Source organism: Kribbella hippodromi (assembly GCF_039531045.1).
Taxonomy (GTDB): Bacteria; Actinomycetota; Actinomycetes; order Propionibacteriales; family Kribbellaceae; genus Kribbella; species Kribbella hippodromi.
In genome coordinates, this window is record NZ_BAAAPH010000012.1 from 83,352 (window position 1) to 102,592 (window position 19,241).

General features: G+C 67.1%; 18 protein-coding genes. 7 read left to right on the forward strand and 11 right to left on the reverse strand.

Going from position 1 to position 19,241, the window contains the following annotated elements; all coding sequences use genetic code 11:
- The first annotated feature begins 17 nt into the window (after positions 1 to 17).
- Positions 18 to 1,877 carry an ABC transporter substrate-binding protein gene (locus ABD260_RS19525; protein WP_344235029.1) on the forward strand — a complete coding sequence of 620 codons (1,860 nt, stop codon included), beginning with the start codon at positions 18 to 20 and terminating at the stop codon, positions 1,875 to 1,877.
- Between the two features lie 171 nt (positions 1,878 to 2,048).
- Here ABD260_RS19525 and ABD260_RS19530 read toward each other — a convergent pair whose 3' ends face one another.
- Both ABD260_RS19530 and ABD260_RS19535 read right to left on the reverse strand, forming a co-directional pair.
- A complete protein-coding gene (locus ABD260_RS19530) occupies positions 2,049 to 3,866 on the reverse strand; it encodes an ABC transporter ATP-binding protein (RefSeq protein WP_344235030.1) in 1,818 nt (605 codons plus the stop codon).
- Positions 3,863 to 5,662 carry an ABC transporter ATP-binding protein gene (locus ABD260_RS19535; protein WP_344235031.1) on the reverse strand — a complete coding sequence of 600 codons (1,800 nt, stop codon included), beginning with the start codon at positions 5,660 to 5,662 and terminating at the stop codon, positions 3,863 to 3,865. Before ABD260_RS19535 ends, ABD260_RS19530 begins: the two co-directional genes overlap by 4 nt.
- Positions 5,663 to 5,795: 133 nt before the next feature.
- On the opposite strand from ABD260_RS19535, the gene ABD260_RS19540 reads away from it, so the two are divergent.
- Positions 5,796 to 6,785: a GNAT family N-acetyltransferase gene (locus tag ABD260_RS19540; protein WP_344235032.1), complete on the forward strand. Its 990-nt coding sequence runs from the start codon at positions 5,796 to 5,798 to the stop codon at positions 6,783 to 6,785.
- A gap of 1 nt (position 6,786) precedes the next feature.
- Here the strand turns inward: ABD260_RS19540 and ABD260_RS19545 are convergent, their stop codons facing one another.
- From ABD260_RS19545 to ABD260_RS19565, 5 genes are read right to left on the reverse strand one after another with little or no spacing between them, the layout of a single operon-like run.
- Entirely contained in the window at positions 6,787 to 7,548 is a 762-nt protein-coding gene (locus ABD260_RS19545; RefSeq protein WP_344235033.1) for a Fic/DOC family protein, read from the reverse strand.
- Positions 7,548 to 7,745 carry a hypothetical protein gene (locus tag ABD260_RS19550; RefSeq protein ID WP_344235034.1) on the reverse strand — a complete coding sequence of 66 codons (198 nt, stop codon included), beginning with the start codon at positions 7,743 to 7,745 and terminating at the stop codon, positions 7,548 to 7,550. Before ABD260_RS19550 ends, ABD260_RS19545 begins: the two co-directional genes overlap by 1 nt.
- 27 nt (positions 7,746 to 7,772) lie before the next feature.
- On the reverse strand, positions 7,773 to 8,420 hold the full coding sequence (locus ABD260_RS19555) for an ABC transporter ATP-binding protein (RefSeq protein ID WP_344235035.1): 648 nt from the start codon (positions 8,418 to 8,420) through the stop codon (positions 7,773 to 7,775).
- Complete coding sequence (locus ABD260_RS19560) at positions 8,417 to 9,253, reverse strand: ABC transporter ATP-binding protein (protein WP_344235036.1); 837 nt, start codon at positions 9,251 to 9,253, stop codon at positions 8,417 to 8,419. Before ABD260_RS19560 ends, ABD260_RS19555 begins: the two co-directional genes overlap by 4 nt.
- Positions 9,250 to 12,339 carry an FtsX-like permease family protein gene (locus tag ABD260_RS19565; protein ID WP_344235037.1) on the reverse strand — a complete coding sequence of 1,030 codons (3,090 nt, stop codon included), beginning with the start codon at positions 12,337 to 12,339 and terminating at the stop codon, positions 9,250 to 9,252. Before ABD260_RS19565 ends, ABD260_RS19560 begins: the two co-directional genes overlap by 4 nt.
- A gap of 154 nt (positions 12,340 to 12,493) precedes the next feature.
- On the opposite strand from ABD260_RS19565, the gene ABD260_RS19570 reads away from it, so the two are divergent.
- Genes ABD260_RS19570 through ABD260_RS19590 form a run of 5 tightly spaced genes read left to right on the forward strand, consistent with a single transcriptional unit; the run spans position 12,494 to position 16,065 of the window.
- Entirely contained in the window at positions 12,494 to 13,486 is a 993-nt protein-coding gene (locus ABD260_RS19570) for an aldo/keto reductase (protein ID WP_344235038.1), read from the forward strand.
- On the forward strand, positions 13,483 to 14,304 hold the full coding sequence (locus ABD260_RS19575) for an SDR family oxidoreductase (RefSeq protein WP_344235039.1): 822 nt from the start codon (positions 13,483 to 13,485) through the stop codon (positions 14,302 to 14,304). Before ABD260_RS19570 ends, ABD260_RS19575 begins: the two co-directional genes overlap by 4 nt.
- An 11-nt stretch (positions 14,305 to 14,315) precedes the next feature.
- Positions 14,316 to 15,059: a DNA repair protein RecO gene (gene recO / locus ABD260_RS19580; protein WP_344235040.1), complete on the forward strand. Its 744-nt coding sequence runs from the start codon at positions 14,316 to 14,318 to the stop codon at positions 15,057 to 15,059.
- Positions 15,059 to 15,256, forward strand: a complete 198-nt coding sequence (locus ABD260_RS19585) for an antitoxin VbhA family protein (protein ID WP_344235041.1) — start codon at positions 15,059 to 15,061, stop codon at positions 15,254 to 15,256. The genes recO and ABD260_RS19585 overlap by 1 nt, the downstream gene beginning before the upstream one ends.
- Entirely contained in the window at positions 15,256 to 16,065 is an 810-nt protein-coding gene (locus ABD260_RS19590) for a Fic/DOC family protein (RefSeq protein WP_344235042.1), read from the forward strand. Before ABD260_RS19585 ends, ABD260_RS19590 begins: the two co-directional genes overlap by 1 nt.
- A gap of 95 nt (positions 16,066 to 16,160) precedes the next feature.
- On the opposite strand, the gene ABD260_RS19595 is transcribed toward ABD260_RS19590, so the two are convergent.
- From ABD260_RS19595 to ABD260_RS19610, 4 genes are all read right to left on the reverse strand, one after another.
- Positions 16,161 to 16,967, reverse strand: a complete 807-nt coding sequence (locus ABD260_RS19595; protein ID WP_344235043.1) for a PIN domain-containing protein — start codon at positions 16,965 to 16,967, stop codon at positions 16,161 to 16,163.
- Positions 16,964 to 17,383: a hypothetical protein gene (locus ABD260_RS19600; RefSeq protein WP_344235044.1), complete on the reverse strand. Its 420-nt coding sequence runs from the start codon at positions 17,381 to 17,383 to the stop codon at positions 16,964 to 16,966. Before ABD260_RS19600 ends, ABD260_RS19595 begins: the two co-directional genes overlap by 4 nt.
- A 252-nt stretch (positions 17,384 to 17,635) precedes the next feature.
- A complete protein-coding gene (locus ABD260_RS19605; RefSeq protein ID WP_344235045.1) occupies positions 17,636 to 18,631 on the reverse strand; it encodes a hypothetical protein in 996 nt (331 codons plus the stop codon).
- On the reverse strand, positions 18,625 to 19,227 hold the full coding sequence (locus ABD260_RS19610; RefSeq protein WP_344235046.1) for a hypothetical protein: 603 nt from the start codon (positions 19,225 to 19,227) through the stop codon (positions 18,625 to 18,627). Before ABD260_RS19610 ends, ABD260_RS19605 begins: the two co-directional genes overlap by 7 nt.
- Positions 19,228 to 19,241: the final 14 nt, after the last annotated feature.

Here is a 19,241-nt window from a genome sequence, read left to right on the forward strand (position 1 = left end):
TCCAGAAAGGACGAAGGATGAGTCCCACCGGCACCAACGATTCCGGCCCTAACGAGACGGGCGCCAGCGCCCGGACGAACGCAGTCTCCCGCCGGCACGTGCTCCAGTTGTTCGGTATCGCCGGTGTCGGCGCGGCCGGCATCGGTACGGCAGCGTGCTCGCCGAGCAAGCCGAACGCCAGCGGCGGCGACAGCAAGGGCGGCGACAAGGAGTTCCACGGCGCGTACCCGTACCAGCTGCCGCCCAAGGGGCACTTCAACCTGGCCGCCGGTGTCACCGACGGAATCCAGGCCAGCACCAGCCCGTACTTCGACCTCGTCTACCCGAGCGCCGGCCTGTACTACTGGGCCGACAAGAAATGGGAATGGATGATGGCCGAGTCCGGCACCCTGGACGAGGCGAACAAGACCTACACCCTGAAACTGCGCTCCGGGCTGACCTGGAGCGACGGCAAGCCGGTGACCGCCAAGGACGTCGTGTCGACGTTCAACCTGCACTGGCTGATGCGCCAGCAGGCCTGGACGTTCCTGGCCGACGTCAGCGCCAAGGACGACACCACCGTGCTGTTCACGATCGGCACGCCGTCGACCGTCCTGGAGCGCTACATCCTCCGCGCCGGCATCCTGCCGGACTCGGTCTACGGCGAGTGGGCGACCAAGGCCGAGACGATGCGGAAGGCCAAGACCAGCCTGGACAGCGACGAGGGCAAGAAGCTCAACGGCGACTTCCAGAAGTTCCGCCCGGAGAACCCGGTCGTCTCGGGGCCGTTCAACTACGACCCGAAGAGCATGACCAACTCGCAGATGACGCTGGTCAAGAACGACAAGGGCCTGTTCGCCGACAAGATCAGCTTCAGCAAGGTCGTGCTGTACAACGGTGAGACCTCCGACGTCACCCCGGTCGTGCTGAACAAGGACGTCGACTACGCCACCCACGGTTTCGCGGTGGCGACCGAGAAGACCCTGCTCGGCAGCGGCTTCCGGATCCTGCGCCCGCCGGTGTACTCGGGTCCGGCGCTGGTGTTCAACTACACCGCGCACCCGGAGCTTTCCGATGTCCGCGTGCGGCAGGCGATCGCGTACATCCTGGACCGGGCCGAGAACGGTACCGTCGCGCTCGGCGACTCCGGCAAGCCGTGCAAGTTCATGGCCGGTTTCTCCGACATCTCGGTACCGGACTGGATCTCGGACGCCGACCAGAAGAAGCTGCAGGCGTACGAGAAGGACGAGGCGAAGGCCGCTCAGCTGCTGCAGGCGGCCGGCTGGAAGCAGAGCGGCGGCAAGTGGATGCTGCCGAACGGCAAGCCGGCCGCGTACGACATCAAGTTCCCGACCGAGTTCGCGGACTGGAACCCGGCCGCCACCAACGCGGCCGACCAGCTGAACAAGTTCGGCTTCAACATCACCAAGCGGGGGATCACCTTCACCCAGCTGACCCCGGACGTGCTGGCCGGCAAGTTCGACTTCGCGATCCAGAGCTGGGGCGCGTCGAACCACCCGCACCCGTACTTCTCGTACGTCCAGGACCTGTACACGTTCAACTACGTGATCGCCGCGAACTCCGGCGGCAAGGGAATGAACTTCCCGCTCAAGCAGACCACCTCGGCCGGTCCGATCGACCTGCAGGCAGTGGTGGAGAAGTCGGCCCAGGGCCTGAACCTGGACGAGCAGAAGAAGAACGTCACCGCCGCGGCGCACGCGTTCAACGAACTGCTGCCGATCATCCCGCTCTGGGAGCGCTACGGAAACAACCCGGCACTCGAGGGCAAGCGGGTAGCCAAGTTCCCGGCCGACGACGACCCGATCCTGAAGAACGCCCCGTACGCGGACAACTTCGTGATCATGGGCATGTACCAGGGCAAGATCGCACCGGTCTAAACAACTGGCGCCCTGACCCCATTGTTTGGTTGGGTCGGCCGGGTGATCCTCATACACGAGCTCAACCCGGCCGACCTGGCCTTGTGTACGCCCACGCGGTGACCACAGTTGAAGAACGCGTGCAGACCGGCGGTGGGTAAGAACGACGACCCGATAGTCCGCAGGTCGAGGTTATCGGTAGGCAGCGGCTTGGAGGTTGAAGAGCTCTGCATACAGGCCGTTCTTGCGGACGAGTTCTTCATGCGAGCCTTGTTCTGCAATCGTTCCGTTCCGGAGCACGACGATCCGGTCGGCCATGCGTACCGTGGAGAACCGGTGCGATACCAGGACAGTGATGGAGCCGACCCGCTCCCGCAGCTCCTGCGCGACCTGCGTCCAGGCCTCGAACAGTCGATGCTCGGTTTCGGGGTCCAGTGCCGCCGAGGGCTCGTCAAGAAGAAGCAACGCAGGAGCAGGGCACATCATGGCTCTGGCGATCGCAAGCTTCTGCCACTGTCCTCCGGACAGGTCCACGCCGGCGGGCCAGCCTGAGCCGAGCTGGGTTCCGAGCCCGTGGGGCAGGGCGGACAGAACGTCAGTGGCCGCGGCGCGGTCGAGGGCCTCAAGCACCCTGGCATCCGGATCAGCGTCGCCGGACAACAGTTGGACGTCTCCGAGTGCGATGGTTTCGCGTACCAGGAGTTCGAACCGGGCGTGGTCTTGGAACGCGGCTGAGATCCGGTCCTGCCACTGGGCGAGGTCGACGGAGGCCAGATCTTCCTCGTCTATCGTGATGGTGCCGTGGGTCGGGCTGTAGAGACCGGCGAGAAGTTTGACCAGGGTCGACTTGCCGGCGCCGTTTTCGCCGACAATGGCGACCGTGGAGCCTGCGGGCAGGTCCAGGTGGATCTTCTCAAGGGCAGGATGTGCGGTGTTGTCGTACTGGTAGGAAACGTCGGACAGCGTGATGCCGCGCCGGAGCCGCAGCGGTACAGGACGGGTGCTGTGGCCTTGTTGGGCCGCGCGACCGAAGAGGTCCTGAAGGCTGACGAACCGGTCAGCCGCCACCAGACTGCGGATCGTGAGCTGTAGGACCTCACTGGAACCGCTGACCAGCCCGAGCACTTGTCCGGCAAGGACCGCGATCAGTGCGGCCTCGCCAATGCTCGCTTCGCCGTCGGCGACCAGACGCACCACAAGTGCGATGGAAGCTACGTACGCGGCGATGAAGACCAGTCGCCCGGCAAGGCTCAATGCGGCGACGTGAAGCTGGGCTTGTCCGTTCAAGCGCCGGATCTGGTAGTGCGCCTGGTGAAATCTGGACAGCAGCTCCGCCTGCAGCCTGAAGAGGCGGACCTCCTTCGCACCCCCAGGAGCGGCAGTGACCTCTACAAGATGCTCAGCGAGCCGGGCGGGTGTGGCTGCTCGCCGGCCACTGTCGCGCATGATGCGGCTTGTCTTGAAGCTGACGAGCAGTGACGGAACGGCGAACAACGGCAGGGCAAGGAGGAGCGGATTTACCAGAACCATGAGGACCGCGGTCGTGATGATCTGCACAGTGACGGTACAGAGCTCCACCATCCTCGGCAGGACCTGGCTGAGCTGATGGCCCTCGCGTTGGAATGCGGACAACTCGTTCAGGTGCTGAGGGCTCTCATGGAGCTCCAGCGTCGGCGCCGCACCGACGAGGTTGAGGATCTGCGCGTTCATCATGTATCGGGTGTGGTCGCGCAGCCGAGACTGGGCACGTTGTCCGCCATAGGCGAAGCTGACATTGATGGCAATCGAAATGACCCCGCCGGCAGCGCCGGCCACGACGGTCAGCGGATTGCCGGTTTGGATGCCGTCAACGACAAGCTTCAGCCACAATCCGAAGGACGCCAGCGTGAGCGCCTGCAGCCCAGCCAGTACGAACGCAAGCACCGCTGCCGCGCGATCTGCCTGCCAGGCCAGGCGCAGCATCGTGGTGACGACACGCCAGCGCCCGGCACTGGCAGCGTTCTCAGTCATCGGTTCCCTCCTCGGGTGCTGGATGTGAAGCGCAGCGCTTGCTTGCGGAACATGCGGGCGTAGACCTCGCCGGCCGCTAGGAGTTGTTCATGAGAGCCGTCTTCGACAACTTGTCCGCCGTCGAGCACGATGATCCGGCTGGAGCGACGGATCGTGGAGAATCGATGGCTGATCACAACACTGGTCAAGCCGGCCGTGAGCTCGAGGAAGTTGTTGTAGATGTCTGCCTCGGCGCGAACGTCGAGTTGTGCGGTTGGTTCGTCGAGAACGAGAACGCGTGCGCCGCCTTGTACTGCCATGAGTGCTCTGGCAAGGGCTACCCGTTGCCATTGACCACCAGAGAGATCAACTCCGTCCTCAAGCCGGGAAGAGAGCGTGGTGTCGAGGCCGTGGCGAAGCCCACCGAGGAGGGAGCTCGCACCCGCTCGCGTCGCGGAGCGCTCGATTTCCTGGTCGATATCGGCCGTTCCCAACTGCTCGACTGCTCCGAGACCGATGTTGTCTCGCGCGGACATCTCGTAGCGAACGAAGTCCTGGAAGATCGCCGCCACGGACTTCCGCCACGATTCTTGATCGATCTCGCGCAGATCGGTGCCGTCGACGAGGATCCGGCCGCTCTGCGGCACTTCGAGCCCAGTAAGCAGCTTGATCAGCGTCGTCTTGCCTGCTCCGTTCAGCCCGACGATGCCGAGCGATGTTCCGGCCCGGATCTCGAGGTTCAGCCGGTCGAAGATGACCTTGCCTGCTCCGGGATACCCGAAGGTCACGTCCTCGAACACGATCGATTCCCTCGGACGTCCGGACGCACCGCCGGTACCACAGGGTGTGGCAGTGGCCGACTGATTGGCGACGAGGTGTTCCAACTCGAGAACGACTGGTACACGGCTGGCGCCGTACTCGATCAGATCGTCGCCGGTCTGATCGGCGAGGAGGCTCATACCGAGCATGCCTTGGAGCAGTAGGAGGACCGCGCCGACGCCGAGGTTCCCGTTCAGAGCCGCCCGTATGGCCAGCGCGACAACGACGGCATTGGCGACCACGATGAGGGTGAGGAGGACGGCCAGCGGGCGCTGCCCGACCTTGCGGGCATCGGCAAGTTGCGTGAGTATCCGCGCAGTCTGGCGACCATAGCGATCCGAAAGCCAGCCGACGAGAGCGAAGATGCGCACCTCCTTGGCCCACTCTGGACGCAATCCGATCCGGTGCGTGTAGCTCGCGGCATGTACCGAGTCTTCCCAGGTGAACTGATCGGAGCGGCGCATGTTCGCTTGCAGTCTGTTACCGACGAGGATCCAGACCAAGCTCAGGATCGCGGCCGCCGGGAGCGAAACCGTGCCTACCAAGACCGCCGCTGCGATGCCCTGGGCTTGCAGCGGCCACTTCATGGTCAAGCCGTCGACGAGGTCCCCGGGTTCGAGGCCTGCGACGCGCACTGCACGGTCGGTCTTCGCGGCCAGGTCAGGCCGCTCGAAGACATCCAGGGTGCTCGCGCCCAGAGCCGCTCGGATCACCCGGCCAACCAGGTGTTCCTCATACCGTCGATACAGCTCCCAGCGCACCACCTCGTACGCGGCGCGCGTCACCTCTTGTGCCACCAGGACAAAGGCGATGCCGGAGAGAACTGGTAAGACGTCGGCTCCCGCACCTGAGTGCGAGCCGGACACAGCTGCCGCCGGAAGGATGGTGATCAGGTGTGCGACCAGCGCTGCGAAGATCGCCGGCCAGGCGGCGGTCGCCACGATGCACCCGATCACCAAACTGATCCAGCCTGGAAACGCACGAACCAGTTCGACCACTGCAAGCGCACGCGGCGAGCGGGACAGCCGATTCTGTGAAGAGTTACCCTTGATGCACTGCAAGAATGTGACAGGTGCTTCCCTCCGTGTCAACGGTGGTGGTCTGACCTGATTGTTTGATTAGGTCAGTCGGATGATCGTGATACGCGAGATCGACCCGGCCGACCTGGCCTTGTTCGACGAGTGGTACGACGCCTTTCGGGCCGGGGCGGTCGCTGGGCGGAGTGTGGCGCTGGTGATCGGGCGGGAGGCGCTTGGGTACTCGATGCGCAATCCCAGTCCGGTGAAGGCGCGGATCGCGGTCGGTGCGTTCGAGAACGATCGCGTCCTCGGCGCGATGCTGTACGAGTACCGGCTGACCGACAATCTGGACACGGTCGAGGTCGAGATCGACGTACCCCCGGAGCATCGGCGGCGGGGGATCGGTACAGCGCTGTGGCAGTGGGCGGTGACTCGTACCGCGCAGCTCGGGCGGACGATCGTGCAGACCGAGCTCGGAGTACCTTCCGAACCATGGCCGGGGGCGATCTTCGCGGAGCGGCTGGGTTTTGTGACCGAGCATGTCGAGGAGCAGCTGGTCGTACCGCTGCCCTTTGACGAGGTGCGCCTCGACGAGCTGCGGGAGTCGGCGGGCCGGCTCTCCGGGTACCGGCTGACGTCCTGGGCGGGGGTGTGCCCGGCGGAGCATCTGCAGGCGTACGCGGATCTGCACACCGCGATGGACCAGGATGTGCCGACCGGTGGGATGACGCGCGAAGTCGTCCCGTGGACGGTCTCGAAGCTAGAGGCCAACGAGCTGCGCCTGAACCGGAACTACCTCGCTTTGGTGACGATGGCGCACACCGAGGCGGGGGAGCCCGCCGGGTACACGCTCATGTACCTACCCCGCGCCGACGCGGACCACGCCCAACAGGACGACACACTGGTCCTCCGCGAACACCGCGGCCACAACCTCGGTATGCATTTGAAACTGGCCAACCTGGACCAACTCTCCAATCACCGCACCACCCAACGCCACCTACACACCTGGACCGCCCTCACCAACACCGCCATGCGCAAAATCAACACCCACTTCGGCTTCCACCCCGTAGAGCAACACCGCGAGCTAGAACTGCGCCTGTAGGTCAGCCGAGTTCTTGGCCACCGCGGGTGCGGGGCTTGGTGGGGTTTTCCTTGGTTGTGGTGCCGCTTTGGGTGGTTGTCGCGCCCGGTGCTGCGAGCCCGGAGAGCGCCGCCTCGGCCACCTTGGGGTCGACGGATGGGCCGGCCAGTTCGACTCCGGTCGTCGTCCGCCCGCCTGGCCGGACAACCTGCGCGACCTGATCACGCAGCGGGAGGTGGTCGCCGGCGTGGGCACGTAGCCGAGCGGTCTTGAACGCCTGGGCGTTCTGGTTCACCGCTGCCCAGTCGATCGATCGGCCGGCCTGCTGCGTCAGCTGGTCCACGAACACGCGCTGGCTGCGGGTGTTCCCGTTCAGTGACGGATGCAGCGCGGTCAGCTCACCCCAGTGGTAGGCGAGCCGGTCGTTGAACTGCTCGTCACGCATGCCTCGCAGCAGGTCGTCCCGCTGCAACTGCCGGAAGACGAACCGCGACTGCTCCTCCAAGTGCTCCGGCAGGCAGTGCACGAGCTGGGGTGGTCGTCGTGTACGTCGGCACGTCGCGGAGCTTCCCGGCCCAGTCGTACATGTCCTGGAACAGCCGGCCGTTGACATCGAGCAGATGAGATGCTTCAGGTCGTAGTTGCCCTGAACCGGGTTCTGCACCAGCTCCGCGGCGCGGACATAGGCGAGCCTGGTCTCCATGACGTGCGCCTCCTGCGCGTCCTGGAGACCGAACTTGTTCCGCAGGACCTCGGAATCCGGGTAGGTGTACTTGCTCGGCATCAGTCGTGCTTGAACTCTTCGAGCGTGCGCTTGATTTCTTGCTGGACGGCCTCGTCGGCGGTGATTTCGCCGCGGAGCTGGCGGCGGGCGAGGTCGGCGGACTGCTCGTCGGGTTCGTGCTCGGCCAGCTGATTTCCGGCGACGATGCCTTCCACCGCAGCCTCGATCTCGTCGTCGCTGAGCTGCTTTTTATCCACCCTACCGACATCCTACCGTCGAGTATGTCAGATTCGGCGTAGCCAGTTGAGGTGGCCTTCGGCCATGGTGGCGTGGCCGTGGGCGGTGGCGGCGACTGCCGGGTCGTGGGTGGCGATGATGACGGCTGCGCCGCGGCGGGCCTCGGCGTGCAGGAGATCCAGTACGCGCTCGCGGTTGGTGCCGTCGAGTTCGCTGGTGGATTCGTCGGCGAGGATCACCCGGCCTTGCTGGGCAATCCCGCGGGCGACGGCGACGCGTTGCTGTTCGCCGCCGGACAGTTCCTCCACCAGGTGGTCGCCGCTTTCCTCCAGTGCGACGCCGGTCAGCGCCTGGTCGATCGTACGTTCCACCTCGTCGTTCGGCTTGCGTTCGGCCAGCAGTGGGATCGACAGGTTCTCGCGCGCGGTCAGCACCCGGGCCAGGCCGTTGCCCTGCGGGATGAGCACGACGCCGTGCGCGGCCGCCGCCGGCCGGTCGGTGATCACCAGGCCGTCCACCTCGACCTGGCCCTTCGCCACCGGTACCGCACCGGCGATTGCCCACAGCAACGAACTCTTCCCGGCACCGGACGGTCCGCTGACCGCGAGGACGAATCCCGGCGGCACAGTGAGCGACACATCGGACACCGCGGTCACGTCCCCGTACCGGACCGTCACCTGGCTCAGGCTGATCACTGGTTGTCCTCCTGCTCCACCGGGGTCAGCCGGATCTCGCCGTTGTCCGTAGTGACCTGGACGAGCGTCCCGGCCGGCAGCAGCTCGGCGACATGCGGCGGCAGCGGCAACGATCCGTCCACCGCGACCACCGCGTACTCCTCACCGGACCGCCCTTCGGACGCGATCCGCCCGTCCCGGATCGTGATCGTCCGGGGCAGCGTCGCTGCGACCTCGGGATCGTGCGTGACCAGCAGCACCGTCATCCCCGTCTCCTGATTCACTGTCCGAATCGCGGCGAGTACTTCGTCGCGAGCGTGGTGATCAAGCTGACTGGTCGGCTCGTCGGCGAGCAACAGACCGGGACGGGTAGCGATCCCGACCGCGACCGCGCACAACTGCACCTGTCCGGGCGTCAACCGGCCCAACGGCGTACGCGCATGATTGCCCAAGCCCACCAGTTCGAGCACGCTGCCCGAAGTCGGGAGGGTACGTTCGCGTGGCGCGGCGCCCTGCGCGTACCGGATGTTCTCCTCCGGCGTCAGGTACGGAATGAGGTTCCGCCCGGCGCCTTGCAGCACGATGCCGACGTCCCCGGAGCGCATCCGGTCCAGCTCGTTCTCCGTCATGGTGGCGACGTTGTGCTCACCGATCTGCAACCGCCCGGCGCTCGGGGTGAGCAGGCCGCCGCACAGCTGGAGAAGCGTCGACTTGCCAGCACCGGACGGCCCGAGCAGTCCGACCATTTCACCCGGCCGGACAGTGATCCCGATACCGGACAATGCAGCGACGTCATGTCCGTGGGCACGGTAGATGTGGACGAGGCCAGTAGTAGTGATCGCCAGACCGGTCATGTGAGCTCCTCCCGGATTCGGCTGTAGCTGGAGCGTCTGTTGACTTCGGTACCGAGGAGAAGCGTCACAGCCGACAGGAGCGCGGTACCAGCGAGCCAGAGAAGCACAGCGACCGGCCAGTTCGTACTGAGGTCCAGAGGTACCGGTCCGCTGCTGCTGGCGAACAAGGGGATCAGTGGAAGCGCCACATGTGCACCTAACAGTCCACAGGCCGTTCCGAGTAGGACGGCTAGTGCCACCGGTCCTGTCTGTTCCCAGCGTGCGGCCCGTCCTGTTGTCGCGGACGGTACGCCCGTGATCTGCAGGCTGGCGTAGTCCTGCGCCCGGGAGCGCCACGACGTGACCACAGTGAGCAGTAGTACGACGATTGCCAGTACCCAAGCGGCTGCACCGACGACTGGAGTCAGTTGTAAAGCCAGTGCGCTGGCGGATCGCCCGTACGACGCGATCCGGTCGCCTCGGCGGTCGATCAGCTCGGCAGTCAACCCTTGCTTGGCCAACTGCGCGGTGATCATGTCGACGTTCGCCAGGCCGTCCTTGTTCAGCCAGACCTGGAAATCGGTCTGGCCCGCGTCGACGGCACCACCCAGCCGACGGGCGGTTTCGAGATCGACAACCGCGGTGCGATCGCCGTACCGGTTGACCGGCGCTTGCAGACGATCGATCCGGGACAGCAGGAGCGGCGTACTGTCGACTGTCGGACTGGTGGTGTCGTTGGCGGTGTAGCGGTACTCCGGTGTGATCAGTGCGGGCACCACCGGCGGTACGGTCGAGTACTGCAGGAACTGGTCGTTGCCGTAGCTCTTCATCGCGATCGTCAGCGCGCCGCCCGGTTTGGCAGTCGCGGATCCCTGGTCGGACTGTAGTTCCTGGAGCGGCCGCCAGGCATCGGGCTTGCCCAATGCGAGGTGTGGGTTGTCGTCGCTGGCCAGGTTGCTGATCATCAGCTCGCCTTCCAGCCCGACCGAGTCGAGAGTTTCGCGACCGATCCCGAGCCGCAGCAGGTCACAGCCGGCCTGACACTCCACGGCTGCCCGCAGTACGACCGGTTTGGTCGCCGGGAAGCGCAGCGGCGGGAAGGAGACCAGGTACCGGGCGCCGTCGCGATGACTCACCACGTTCGCCCGCAGGATGAGCGACTTGGGTGCGCCGGAGCCGATCGTGTCACCGTTCCCGTCGCGGGCGACCAGCGCCTTGATCGCGCCGGCCGAGACGGTCGCGGTCAGCTGCGATCCCTTGAGCTCGATCGGTGCCGGGTCACTCGGTGCCGTCAGCGCCTGCCAGCCCTGGGCGTCGGTGAGCTGATCGCCGCGGAACGCGATCCGGCGGAAGCTGTCCGGCTCGATCATCGCCGTCCGCAGCGCGTCGGGGGAGCTGGGCCGGGCGACCACGACCGGCGTAAGCCAGCGCCGGTCCGGGTCGAGCTTGTTCACAGTGCCGAGGAAGTCCGCGAGGTAGAGACTGTTCATCCGCAGTACGCCCTCGGCGCCGGTCTCGTAACCGGACCGGCTGTCCCGGTTGCGCGAGCCGACCGACGCAGCCTGACCGGCGAACGCCAGCAGCGCGGCGGCGACGGCTGCGGCGGCGACGATCCGCGTCACCGCCGGGCGGCGCGAGATCTGCAGCGTACCCAGCGCGAGACCGAGCCGGCCGCGGCGAAGTGTGCGGCGACTGATCAGACCAGCTGCCGGCAGGAGTAGATGCGCGAACATCAGGCCGACCGCGAGCGCCAGCAGCGCGGGTGTCAGGACGGGGAGTGGACCTCGGCCATCGCCGGTGATCGCCGCGATCAGACCGGCGGCGGCGAAGGCGATGATGCACAGGTCCGCGACACCGATCGACCAGCCGCTTCGGCGGGACGCGACCCGCCGAAGCAGGGTAGAGATTGGCTGCCGGACACCGCCGCGGACCTGGAGCAGCACGACAACGAGCGCGACTGCCGCTGCCACGACGGCGGCGACCGGTACGGTCCACGGAAGTTCGATCGGCGCGCCGTACCGGAGCCAGGTCGCGCGGGCAATCAGGAGTACGCCGAAGCCCGACGCCGCGCCGAGCACTGCGCCGGCCAGGACCGGAAGCCCCAGCTCGATCGCCAGCCCGCGTTGCGTACGGCGAGCCGACGAACCGCGCAATCGGGACAGCGCGATCTCGGGCCGCCGCTGGTCGACCACGGCCGCCAGTGCGAGCGCGAGCACGACGACCGCGAACAACGCGACCTGCACCATCACCAGCGGAATGATCGTGGTCGCCTGGTTGCGATCGGCCTGGATCTGATCGATCAGGGTGACCAGCGACGAGGTCGTCTCGACCGGGAGGCCGCGCTCGGTCGCGTTCCCGTTCACGGTCCGGGTCGCGTCCTGGAGCCGGGCCAGGTCATCGAGGCGCGCCACGCCGGGGATCGGGCGGATGTCCGAGGTGACCCGCGGCGCCCAGGCCGCGCCGAACGTCGTACGGACCGTGAGCAGCTGATCCGACGACCCCGGGTCCTTGTCGGTCGGCGGATGCGAATGCCCGGTCGGATAGTCACCGAACCAGTAGTCGCCGCGCGGCTCCTTCGGCCGGTAGAAGCCGACGATCCGCAATCGACCGCTCCGCCCGCTGTCCGCACCCGCGCGCAGTGTCATCCCGACCCGGAAGTCCCAGGCCGTCTCGTCGCCGGCGGCCGCGATCACCTCGTTCGCCGCCTGCGGGCAGCGACCCTCGGTGACCACGAGTTGCGCGCAGAAGCCGTCGCGCCAGCGCAGCCGGGCGGTGTTGGCATCCGCGCCGTTGCTCCAGGTGATGTCGCTGAGGTAGCCGTGCACGGGCGGGGTGAAGAGCGGGCGTACGTCGGCCGGTACGAGCTGATCGAGCGTCTCCGGACGCACGTCCTGACCCGGTTTGGCGGCGATCAGCCAGGACGCGGGCAGGCGCTGCGTGGACAGCGTCTCGGTCATCACGGTCTGTTCGACCGCGCGGGCGAACCACGGTCCGAAGACCGCGCAGGTCCCGACCAGCAGGCTGATCCCGGTCAGTACCAGGGCTTGCGCCCAGCGGTAACGCAGCGCGCGTCGCAGGAACATCGAGCCGTACCCCCCAAGCCTCATGGATGCCCGCCGAATGTACGGAAAGTTTCGGTTCCGGCGGAGGGGGACGGCAAAATGTCACATTAATGTTGTCTAGGCAGGAATCATTGGAGGGCGCAGGCGACCGTCGCGGGGTGCTGCCCGGCGTGGCCGGTCCCGGCGGTAGGTTCGGGGTATGCGTGAATCTCAGCTCGGTGACCTGACCGTTTCCAGTCTCGGCCTCGGCTGTATGGGCATGTCCCAGTCGTACGGGGTCCGGCCGGACGAGTCGGAGTCGATCGCCACCCTGCACGCCGCGATCGACGCCGGCTGCACCTTCATCGACACCGCCGACGTCTACGGCGACGGTGAGAACGAGGAGCTCGTCGGCCGCGCGCTGGCCGGACGTCGCGACCAGGTCGTGCTCGCGACCAAGTTCGGCTTCAAGCTGTCGGCCGCGTCCGCGATCGAGGTGCCGACGGCCGTAGACGGCTCGCCGGAGTACGCCCAGGCCGCGCTGGACGCTTCGCTGCGGCGGCTCGGGGTGGATCACGTCGACCTCTGGTACCTGCACCGCCGTGACCCGCAGATCCCGATCGAGGAGACCGTCGGCGCGATGGCCGAGCTGGTGGAGGCGGGCAAGGTGCGGTACCTCGGCCTGTCCGAAGTGAACGGCGAGACGGTGCGGGCGGCGCACGCCGTACACCCCATCAGCGCCGTGCAGAGCGAGTGGTCGCTGTGGACGCGCGACCCGGAAACGGTGGTGCTGCCAACGCTGCGTGAGCTGGGGATCGGGTTCGTGCCGTTCAGCCCGCTCGGGCGCGGGTTCCTGACCGGGCAGATCACCTCGCCGGACGACTTCCCCGAGGACGACATGCGGCGCGGGCTGCCGCGGTTCCAGGGCGAGAACTTCCAGAAGAACCTCGACCTGGTCGCGCAGGTACGGACCCTGGCCGCCGCGAAGGGGGTCACGCCGAGCCAGCTCGCGCTCGCCTGGTTGCTTGCGCAGGGCAATGATGTGGCACCGATCCCGGGCACCAAGCGCCGTTCGTACCTGGCCGAGAACCTCGGCGCGCTGGACGTCACCCTGACGCCGGACGAGCTGGCCGGCCTGGACGCGGCCTTCCCGCCCGATGCGGTGGCGGGGCAACGGTATACCGACAGCGGAATGAACCTGGTGGGCAAGTGATCGGACTCACCGGATCGACCGGCCAGCTGGGCTCCCGGATCGCGGAGCGGCTCGCCGGTCAACCGCTGCGGCTGATCGTGCGCGATCCGGCCCGGGCGCCTCAGTTGCCCGGGGCATCGATCGCACAGGCGGCGTACGGGGAACATGCCGCGCTGCTGTCCGCGCTGGACGGCGTCGACGTACTGATGTTGCTCAGCGCAACGGAATCGGCCGATCGGGTTTCCTTGCACAAGGCAACTGTCGACGCGGCGGTGGCGGCCGGTGTGCAACGGATCGTGTACACGTCGTTCGTCGGCGCGGCGCCCGGCGCGACATTCACGTTCGCGCGCGACCACTGGCATACCGAGCAGCACATCCGGTCCAGCGGCGTCGACTTCACCTTCCTGCGGGACAACCTGTACCTCGACTTCGTGTCCGGCGGCGTCGGCGCGGACGGCGTGATCCGCGGCCCGGCCGGCGACGGGCGCGTGGCTGCCGTGTCGCGCGACGACGTCGCCGCGGTCGCCGCTGCGGTCCTTGGCTCGGACGGTCACTCGGGCGCGACGTACGACCTGACCGGCCCAAGCGCTTTCACGTTGACCGAAGCCGCCGCTGTCCTGTCCGAGGCCTTGGGGCGCGCCGTTCGGTACGAGCCGGAGACGCTCGACGAGGCGTACCGCTCCCGCGAGTCGTACGGCGCGCCATCCTGGGAAGTAGCTGGTTGGGTGACCTCGTACGCCGCCATCGCCAGCGGGGAACTGTCCCAGGTGTCGACCGCCGTCCAGGAGCTCACCGGCCGCCCGGCGACCAGCCTCGAGGAGTATGTCGGTCGCGGGTGAGACAATAGGGCGTGCCGCTCTACCGGGATCAGGCGATCGTGCTGCGTACCCAGAAGCTGGGTGAGGCGGACCGGATCGCCACGCTGCTGACTCGCGCGCACGGCAAGGTCCGTGCGGTCGCGAAGGGCGTCCGGCGTACGTCGTCCCGGTTCGGCGCCCGGCTGGAGCCGTTCAGTCACGTCGACCTGCAGCTTGCCACCGGCCGTACGCTCGACGTCGTCACCCAGGCGGAGTCGATCGCGGCGTACGGCGAGGGCATCGTCGGCGACTACGCCAGGTACACGGCCGGCACCGTCCTGCTGGAAACCGCGGACCGCCTGGTCGTCGAGGAGAAGGAGCCTGCCACCCAGCAGCACCTCCTGCTCGCCGGCGCGCTCCGCGTCCTGTCCACCGGCGAACGCGAACCGTCACTGGTCCTCGACGCGTTCCTGCTCCGCTCGCTCGCGATCGCCGGGTACGCGCCTTCTTTCGACGACTGCGCCCGCTGCGGCGAACCAGGCCCGCACCGGGCCTTCAACCCAGCCTCCGGCGGCATGGTCTGCACCTCCTGCCGCCCACCCGCCTCAGCCATGCCCGCCCAGGCCACCGTCGCCCACCTGGCCGCCCTCCTCACCGGCAACTGGCCCGCCGCCACCCAAGCCGACCCCAAAACCCGCCGCGAATCCACCGGCCTGATCGCCGCCTTCTTCACCTACCACCAGGACAACCAACTCCGCTCCTTCCCCCACCTGGACCTAACCCCCGGAGGCCCCTGATGCCAGACCGCGCCGTACCAGATCGCGCCGTGGACCGTCTCGACGCCGGCAAACGACGCAAACTGGACAATCTGGTCGCCTCCTGGCGGATGGAGAACATGACACTGAGCGACCCAGAAATCGACATCCTGGCCCGCTACCTCCTCGGCGAAATCACCACCGACGAACGCACCCGCCTCCTGAACGAACTGCGCTGATGGCAACGTTCGAAAACTGGGGCGATTACTTCTGGCCCGGCCAGATCGACGACTGCCTGATCAACAGGCTCGGCATCCACGACGCCGACACGCTCAAGGACGAGGAACGCCTCCGGTCCGCGGAGCGCGGCACCGAACTGATCGCCGGCGACGTCGAGATCCCGCAAACGTTCGACCTGGACCACCTGCGCGCCATCCACCGGCAGCTCTTCCAGGACGTCTACGACTGGGCCGGCGAACTGCGCGCGACCGAACTGGTGCGGCCCTCGAAGGATCCGGACGCGCCGGGGCACGAGTTCGTCAAACCCGAAGACCTTGAGCGCCTGGCGCCGGTGCTCTTCGCCCAGCTCGGTGATCCGGCCGAGCTGCGCGATCGGCCGACGGCAGAGGTCGTCGACGTACTGGCCCGGACTTACGCCGGCGTGAACGTCCTGCACCCGTTCGTCGAGGGCAACGGCCGGACTCAGCGGATCTTCCTGGACCACGCCGCGGAGGCGGCCGGCTACCGGATCGACTGGACTCGGATCGCCGACCGGCAGAACGAGATCATGTCCGAAGCCTTTGGCGTCGGTCCCGAGCCGGTCCGCGCGGCCTTGACGGAGTGCATCGAGCCACTCGGCGGCGACGACGACCAGGCCCGGCAAGACACGCAACACGCTCTGCGCCTGACCACGTCCGGCTTGGCCACACCGTCGGGCTCCGCGCCGTCAGGTCTGCCCGCACCGACGGGGTCCGCGCCGGCAACCTCACAAGCTCCGGCCGCCCACCGCTACACATCCCCGACCCGCACCCAGCCCGAACGCCAGTAGCCGCACCGACCGCATCGACCCACCCCTTCGGCAGGATCGCCGCGCCACCACATCCACCGCGCCTACCGCATCGGCCGGTGGGGTGCGGGCGGCTGTTACTTGCCTTGGTCGGGGTCTTTTGTCCTCTCGGTGCTCTGGGATTGGCCCGCGGACTTGCGTGCTTCTGGCGTACTCGTCGGCGCCCGCACCTTGCCCGGTTGTGCGACCCCGTCGAGGGCGGCGTGCTGCGCGGTGCCCAGCGCGCTGTCCGTACGCAGCTCACTGCCCGCCTGCTGCACGTTCTCCGTCAGGGCGGGTGAACTGCCGCGCTGGTCCGGCGGTACGGCCGCGTTGAGGTTCTGGGCGAACTCCTGCAGCTCCCGCCCTTCCGCCATCGTGTCGATCAACGCCGACATCGTCCGCGGATCGCGCCGGCTGCGGTCGAGCATGGTCTGGAGGCCGGCCCGTACCTGCTCCGGATTCTCCTCGAGCTTGCGACTCAGGAACTGGTTCACGCTCTCGACCCGCATCGCGTTCGGGCCAGTGGTGGGCGGATCGAAATCCTTGAGATTGTTCGTGACCAGTACGTCCGACTGGCTGTGCACGGCCCCGGCCAGTACGTGCTTGTCCTTCGGGTCGGCCTGCATCTGATCCTGCAACTGCTGCGGCGGCACCTCGGTCATCGCGTCCTCGAACGCGCGATTCATCAGCGAGATACGTCGGTCGATCGCCGTCTCCGACACCCCCGGCGGGCGGTTCCGGCGCATCTCGTCGATCACGTGCTGCGTCCAGCGCGGTTCGAAGACGCCCTCGTCGGCCAGCGACAGCATGATGTCGTTGGTCTGCTGCCCGCGGATCACGTTGGCGTCCAGGAACGCCCGCTCCGGTCTCCCCGCGCCCGGCGAATACGCTGACTCGGTCACGAGGACGACTCACCGTCATCGTCGTACCCGTCGGCCAGCATCTCGTCGAGAACGGCCCGCCGCCGCTCCCGGCGTTCGTTGTCCCACTTGATCACGTCGGCCAGCTGAACCCAGTCCACATGCTCACTGGACCGGAACGGCACCGCGCCCTGCCCCACGTTCTTCCGCAGGTCGTCGCGCCCCATCCCGATCGCATCAGCCGCCTCGTCAACCGGCAACTCGGCCCGCAACGGCACCACCTTCACCGCCCGCCCGGCCCGCATCGCCTCCAGCACATGCTGCACCGCCCGGTACACCACCGCCGGAATCTCCTCCCGCACCCCATCCGGCCCAACCACCGCCGGCCCCCCAGGCGCAACCCGCCGCTCATCCGCATCCAGCAAATAAATCCGCGAGTCAGTCACCGGTCCAGACATGAACCAATCGTAATCTCCCCCCGGCCCACCCCAACCCCACACACGCAAACCGCCCCGCCCCACCTACCCGGCAACTGCGCCCCACCACATACCCGCCATCCACCAATTACGCGCCACCCGCTAATTACCCGCCACTCGCCAATTACCCAGCACTCTCCGCGTACCCGACCTCCGCCGCGTACGCCCTGCCTGCCCCGCCCTGTCCGCCTACCAGGCACCCACCAGGCACCCCGCAGCCTCTCACCGCGCCGCCTAGGAGCACTCTGATTGTTTCGTTGGCGCGATTTGGTCGCCGCCGGCCGGGTCGACCAGGACGGGCACGGCTTCGCCGATTCGTAGCTGGGTGGAGGCCTGCTGGGCCAGGTCGATCTGCCCGGTGTCGCCGAGCGTGCTTTCCCAGGTGATCTTCCACTGCGCCGTCGCCGTCACCGGGTACTTGCAGTTGGCCAGCTTCCGCGACGTCTTCTTGTACCGATGCCCACAATCAGGCGAGTCCTTCACACCCATCGCCACGGTGTACGCGGTCCCAGCCCCTTCACACCGCACCACCTGGCCATCTCCCAACGCCCAGTTGACCGCAACCACCTGCGCCCTCGCGGTCACGGACAACCCAGGCACACTAGCCACCCGCTCAATCGGCCCCCACGTGTTGTCCGTCTTCGCAACCCACAACCAAACCGGCATGTTCACCAGCCCAACCTCCCCAACCCCAGGCACACTCCGCACCAGAGGCGGCCTCAACCGCATCGCCGCAACCGCCCGGTACACCAACGTCAACGGATCAACCACCACGGTGTCAGGCTCCCCAGGCAACCAAACCCACTTGGTCACCAGGTGCTTGCCGCCGGCGTACCCCTGCTGCCGTACGCACGCCCAGATGCTTCCGTCTGTGTGGCCCTCCCAGCGCGCATCGGTGTACGGCGGCTGTGGTTCCTCGCGCCGCATGTAGCACTGCTGACCGTTCGACCAGTTTCCCAACTTGGACGTACAGGCCTGTGCGCCGCCGTTGAACTCACATACGCGCTTAACCTGCTTTCCTCCTTCGCCGTCCTTCCCTGGCGTCGCGGGCTTTCCGGGGTCGTCCAGGTCTGACGAGACGATGAATCGGCACTTCCCGAAGACGTCGCAGACCTTCTCCAGCTGCGGATCAGACACCGTCGAGGCCGGATCAGCGGCTGCTACACCACCCGTGACCGACAGAACGAGTGCCGACGCGAGGAACCCCCAGGGCGCGATCCGAATCAGCATGGCTTCGTAGTCTTCTCGTCAACCAGGAACCACATCTTCTGCCCGGTCTTTGCGCTCTTCGCGTACACGAGACGGGACTCGAACCGGTGATGGCTGCCGTTGTCGGAAGCGACCGGTACGGGCTTGCCGCTGGACAGGTACCGCGAGACGACCCGCGAGCTGTCGATGCAACTCGTCAGCTTGACCTCTGGCTGCTCAAGGTCGAGGTTGACCGACCGGACCTCGAGCGACGTGACTGTCGCGTCGCCTGTCTGGTACCAGCCGTGCTCGATCTGGAAGTCGAGCTGCCCGGCGACCGCAGTCATCCAGCTGCCCCCGTTGCCAGCGGTCTCGAGTGCTGAGGTGGTGGCCTTTGCCGGCTGCTTGAAGGCAGCGTTGACCGCAGCCCTGGCCACTGTGTACCTGGCCTTGGCGGCGGTGATGGCGGTTTGTTGCTCTGTGGTCCAGGTTGGGCTGGAGGGGGTGGGCGTGGGGTTCGAGGTGGTGGTCGGAGTGGTGGGGGTGGTGTTGGGCTGGCCGGCTTCGGGGGAATGGGTGCAGGCGGTCAGGGTTAGGAGGGTGAGGGTGGCGGCGGTGAGGAGCGGTTGGCGGGGCATGGGGTTGGGGCTCC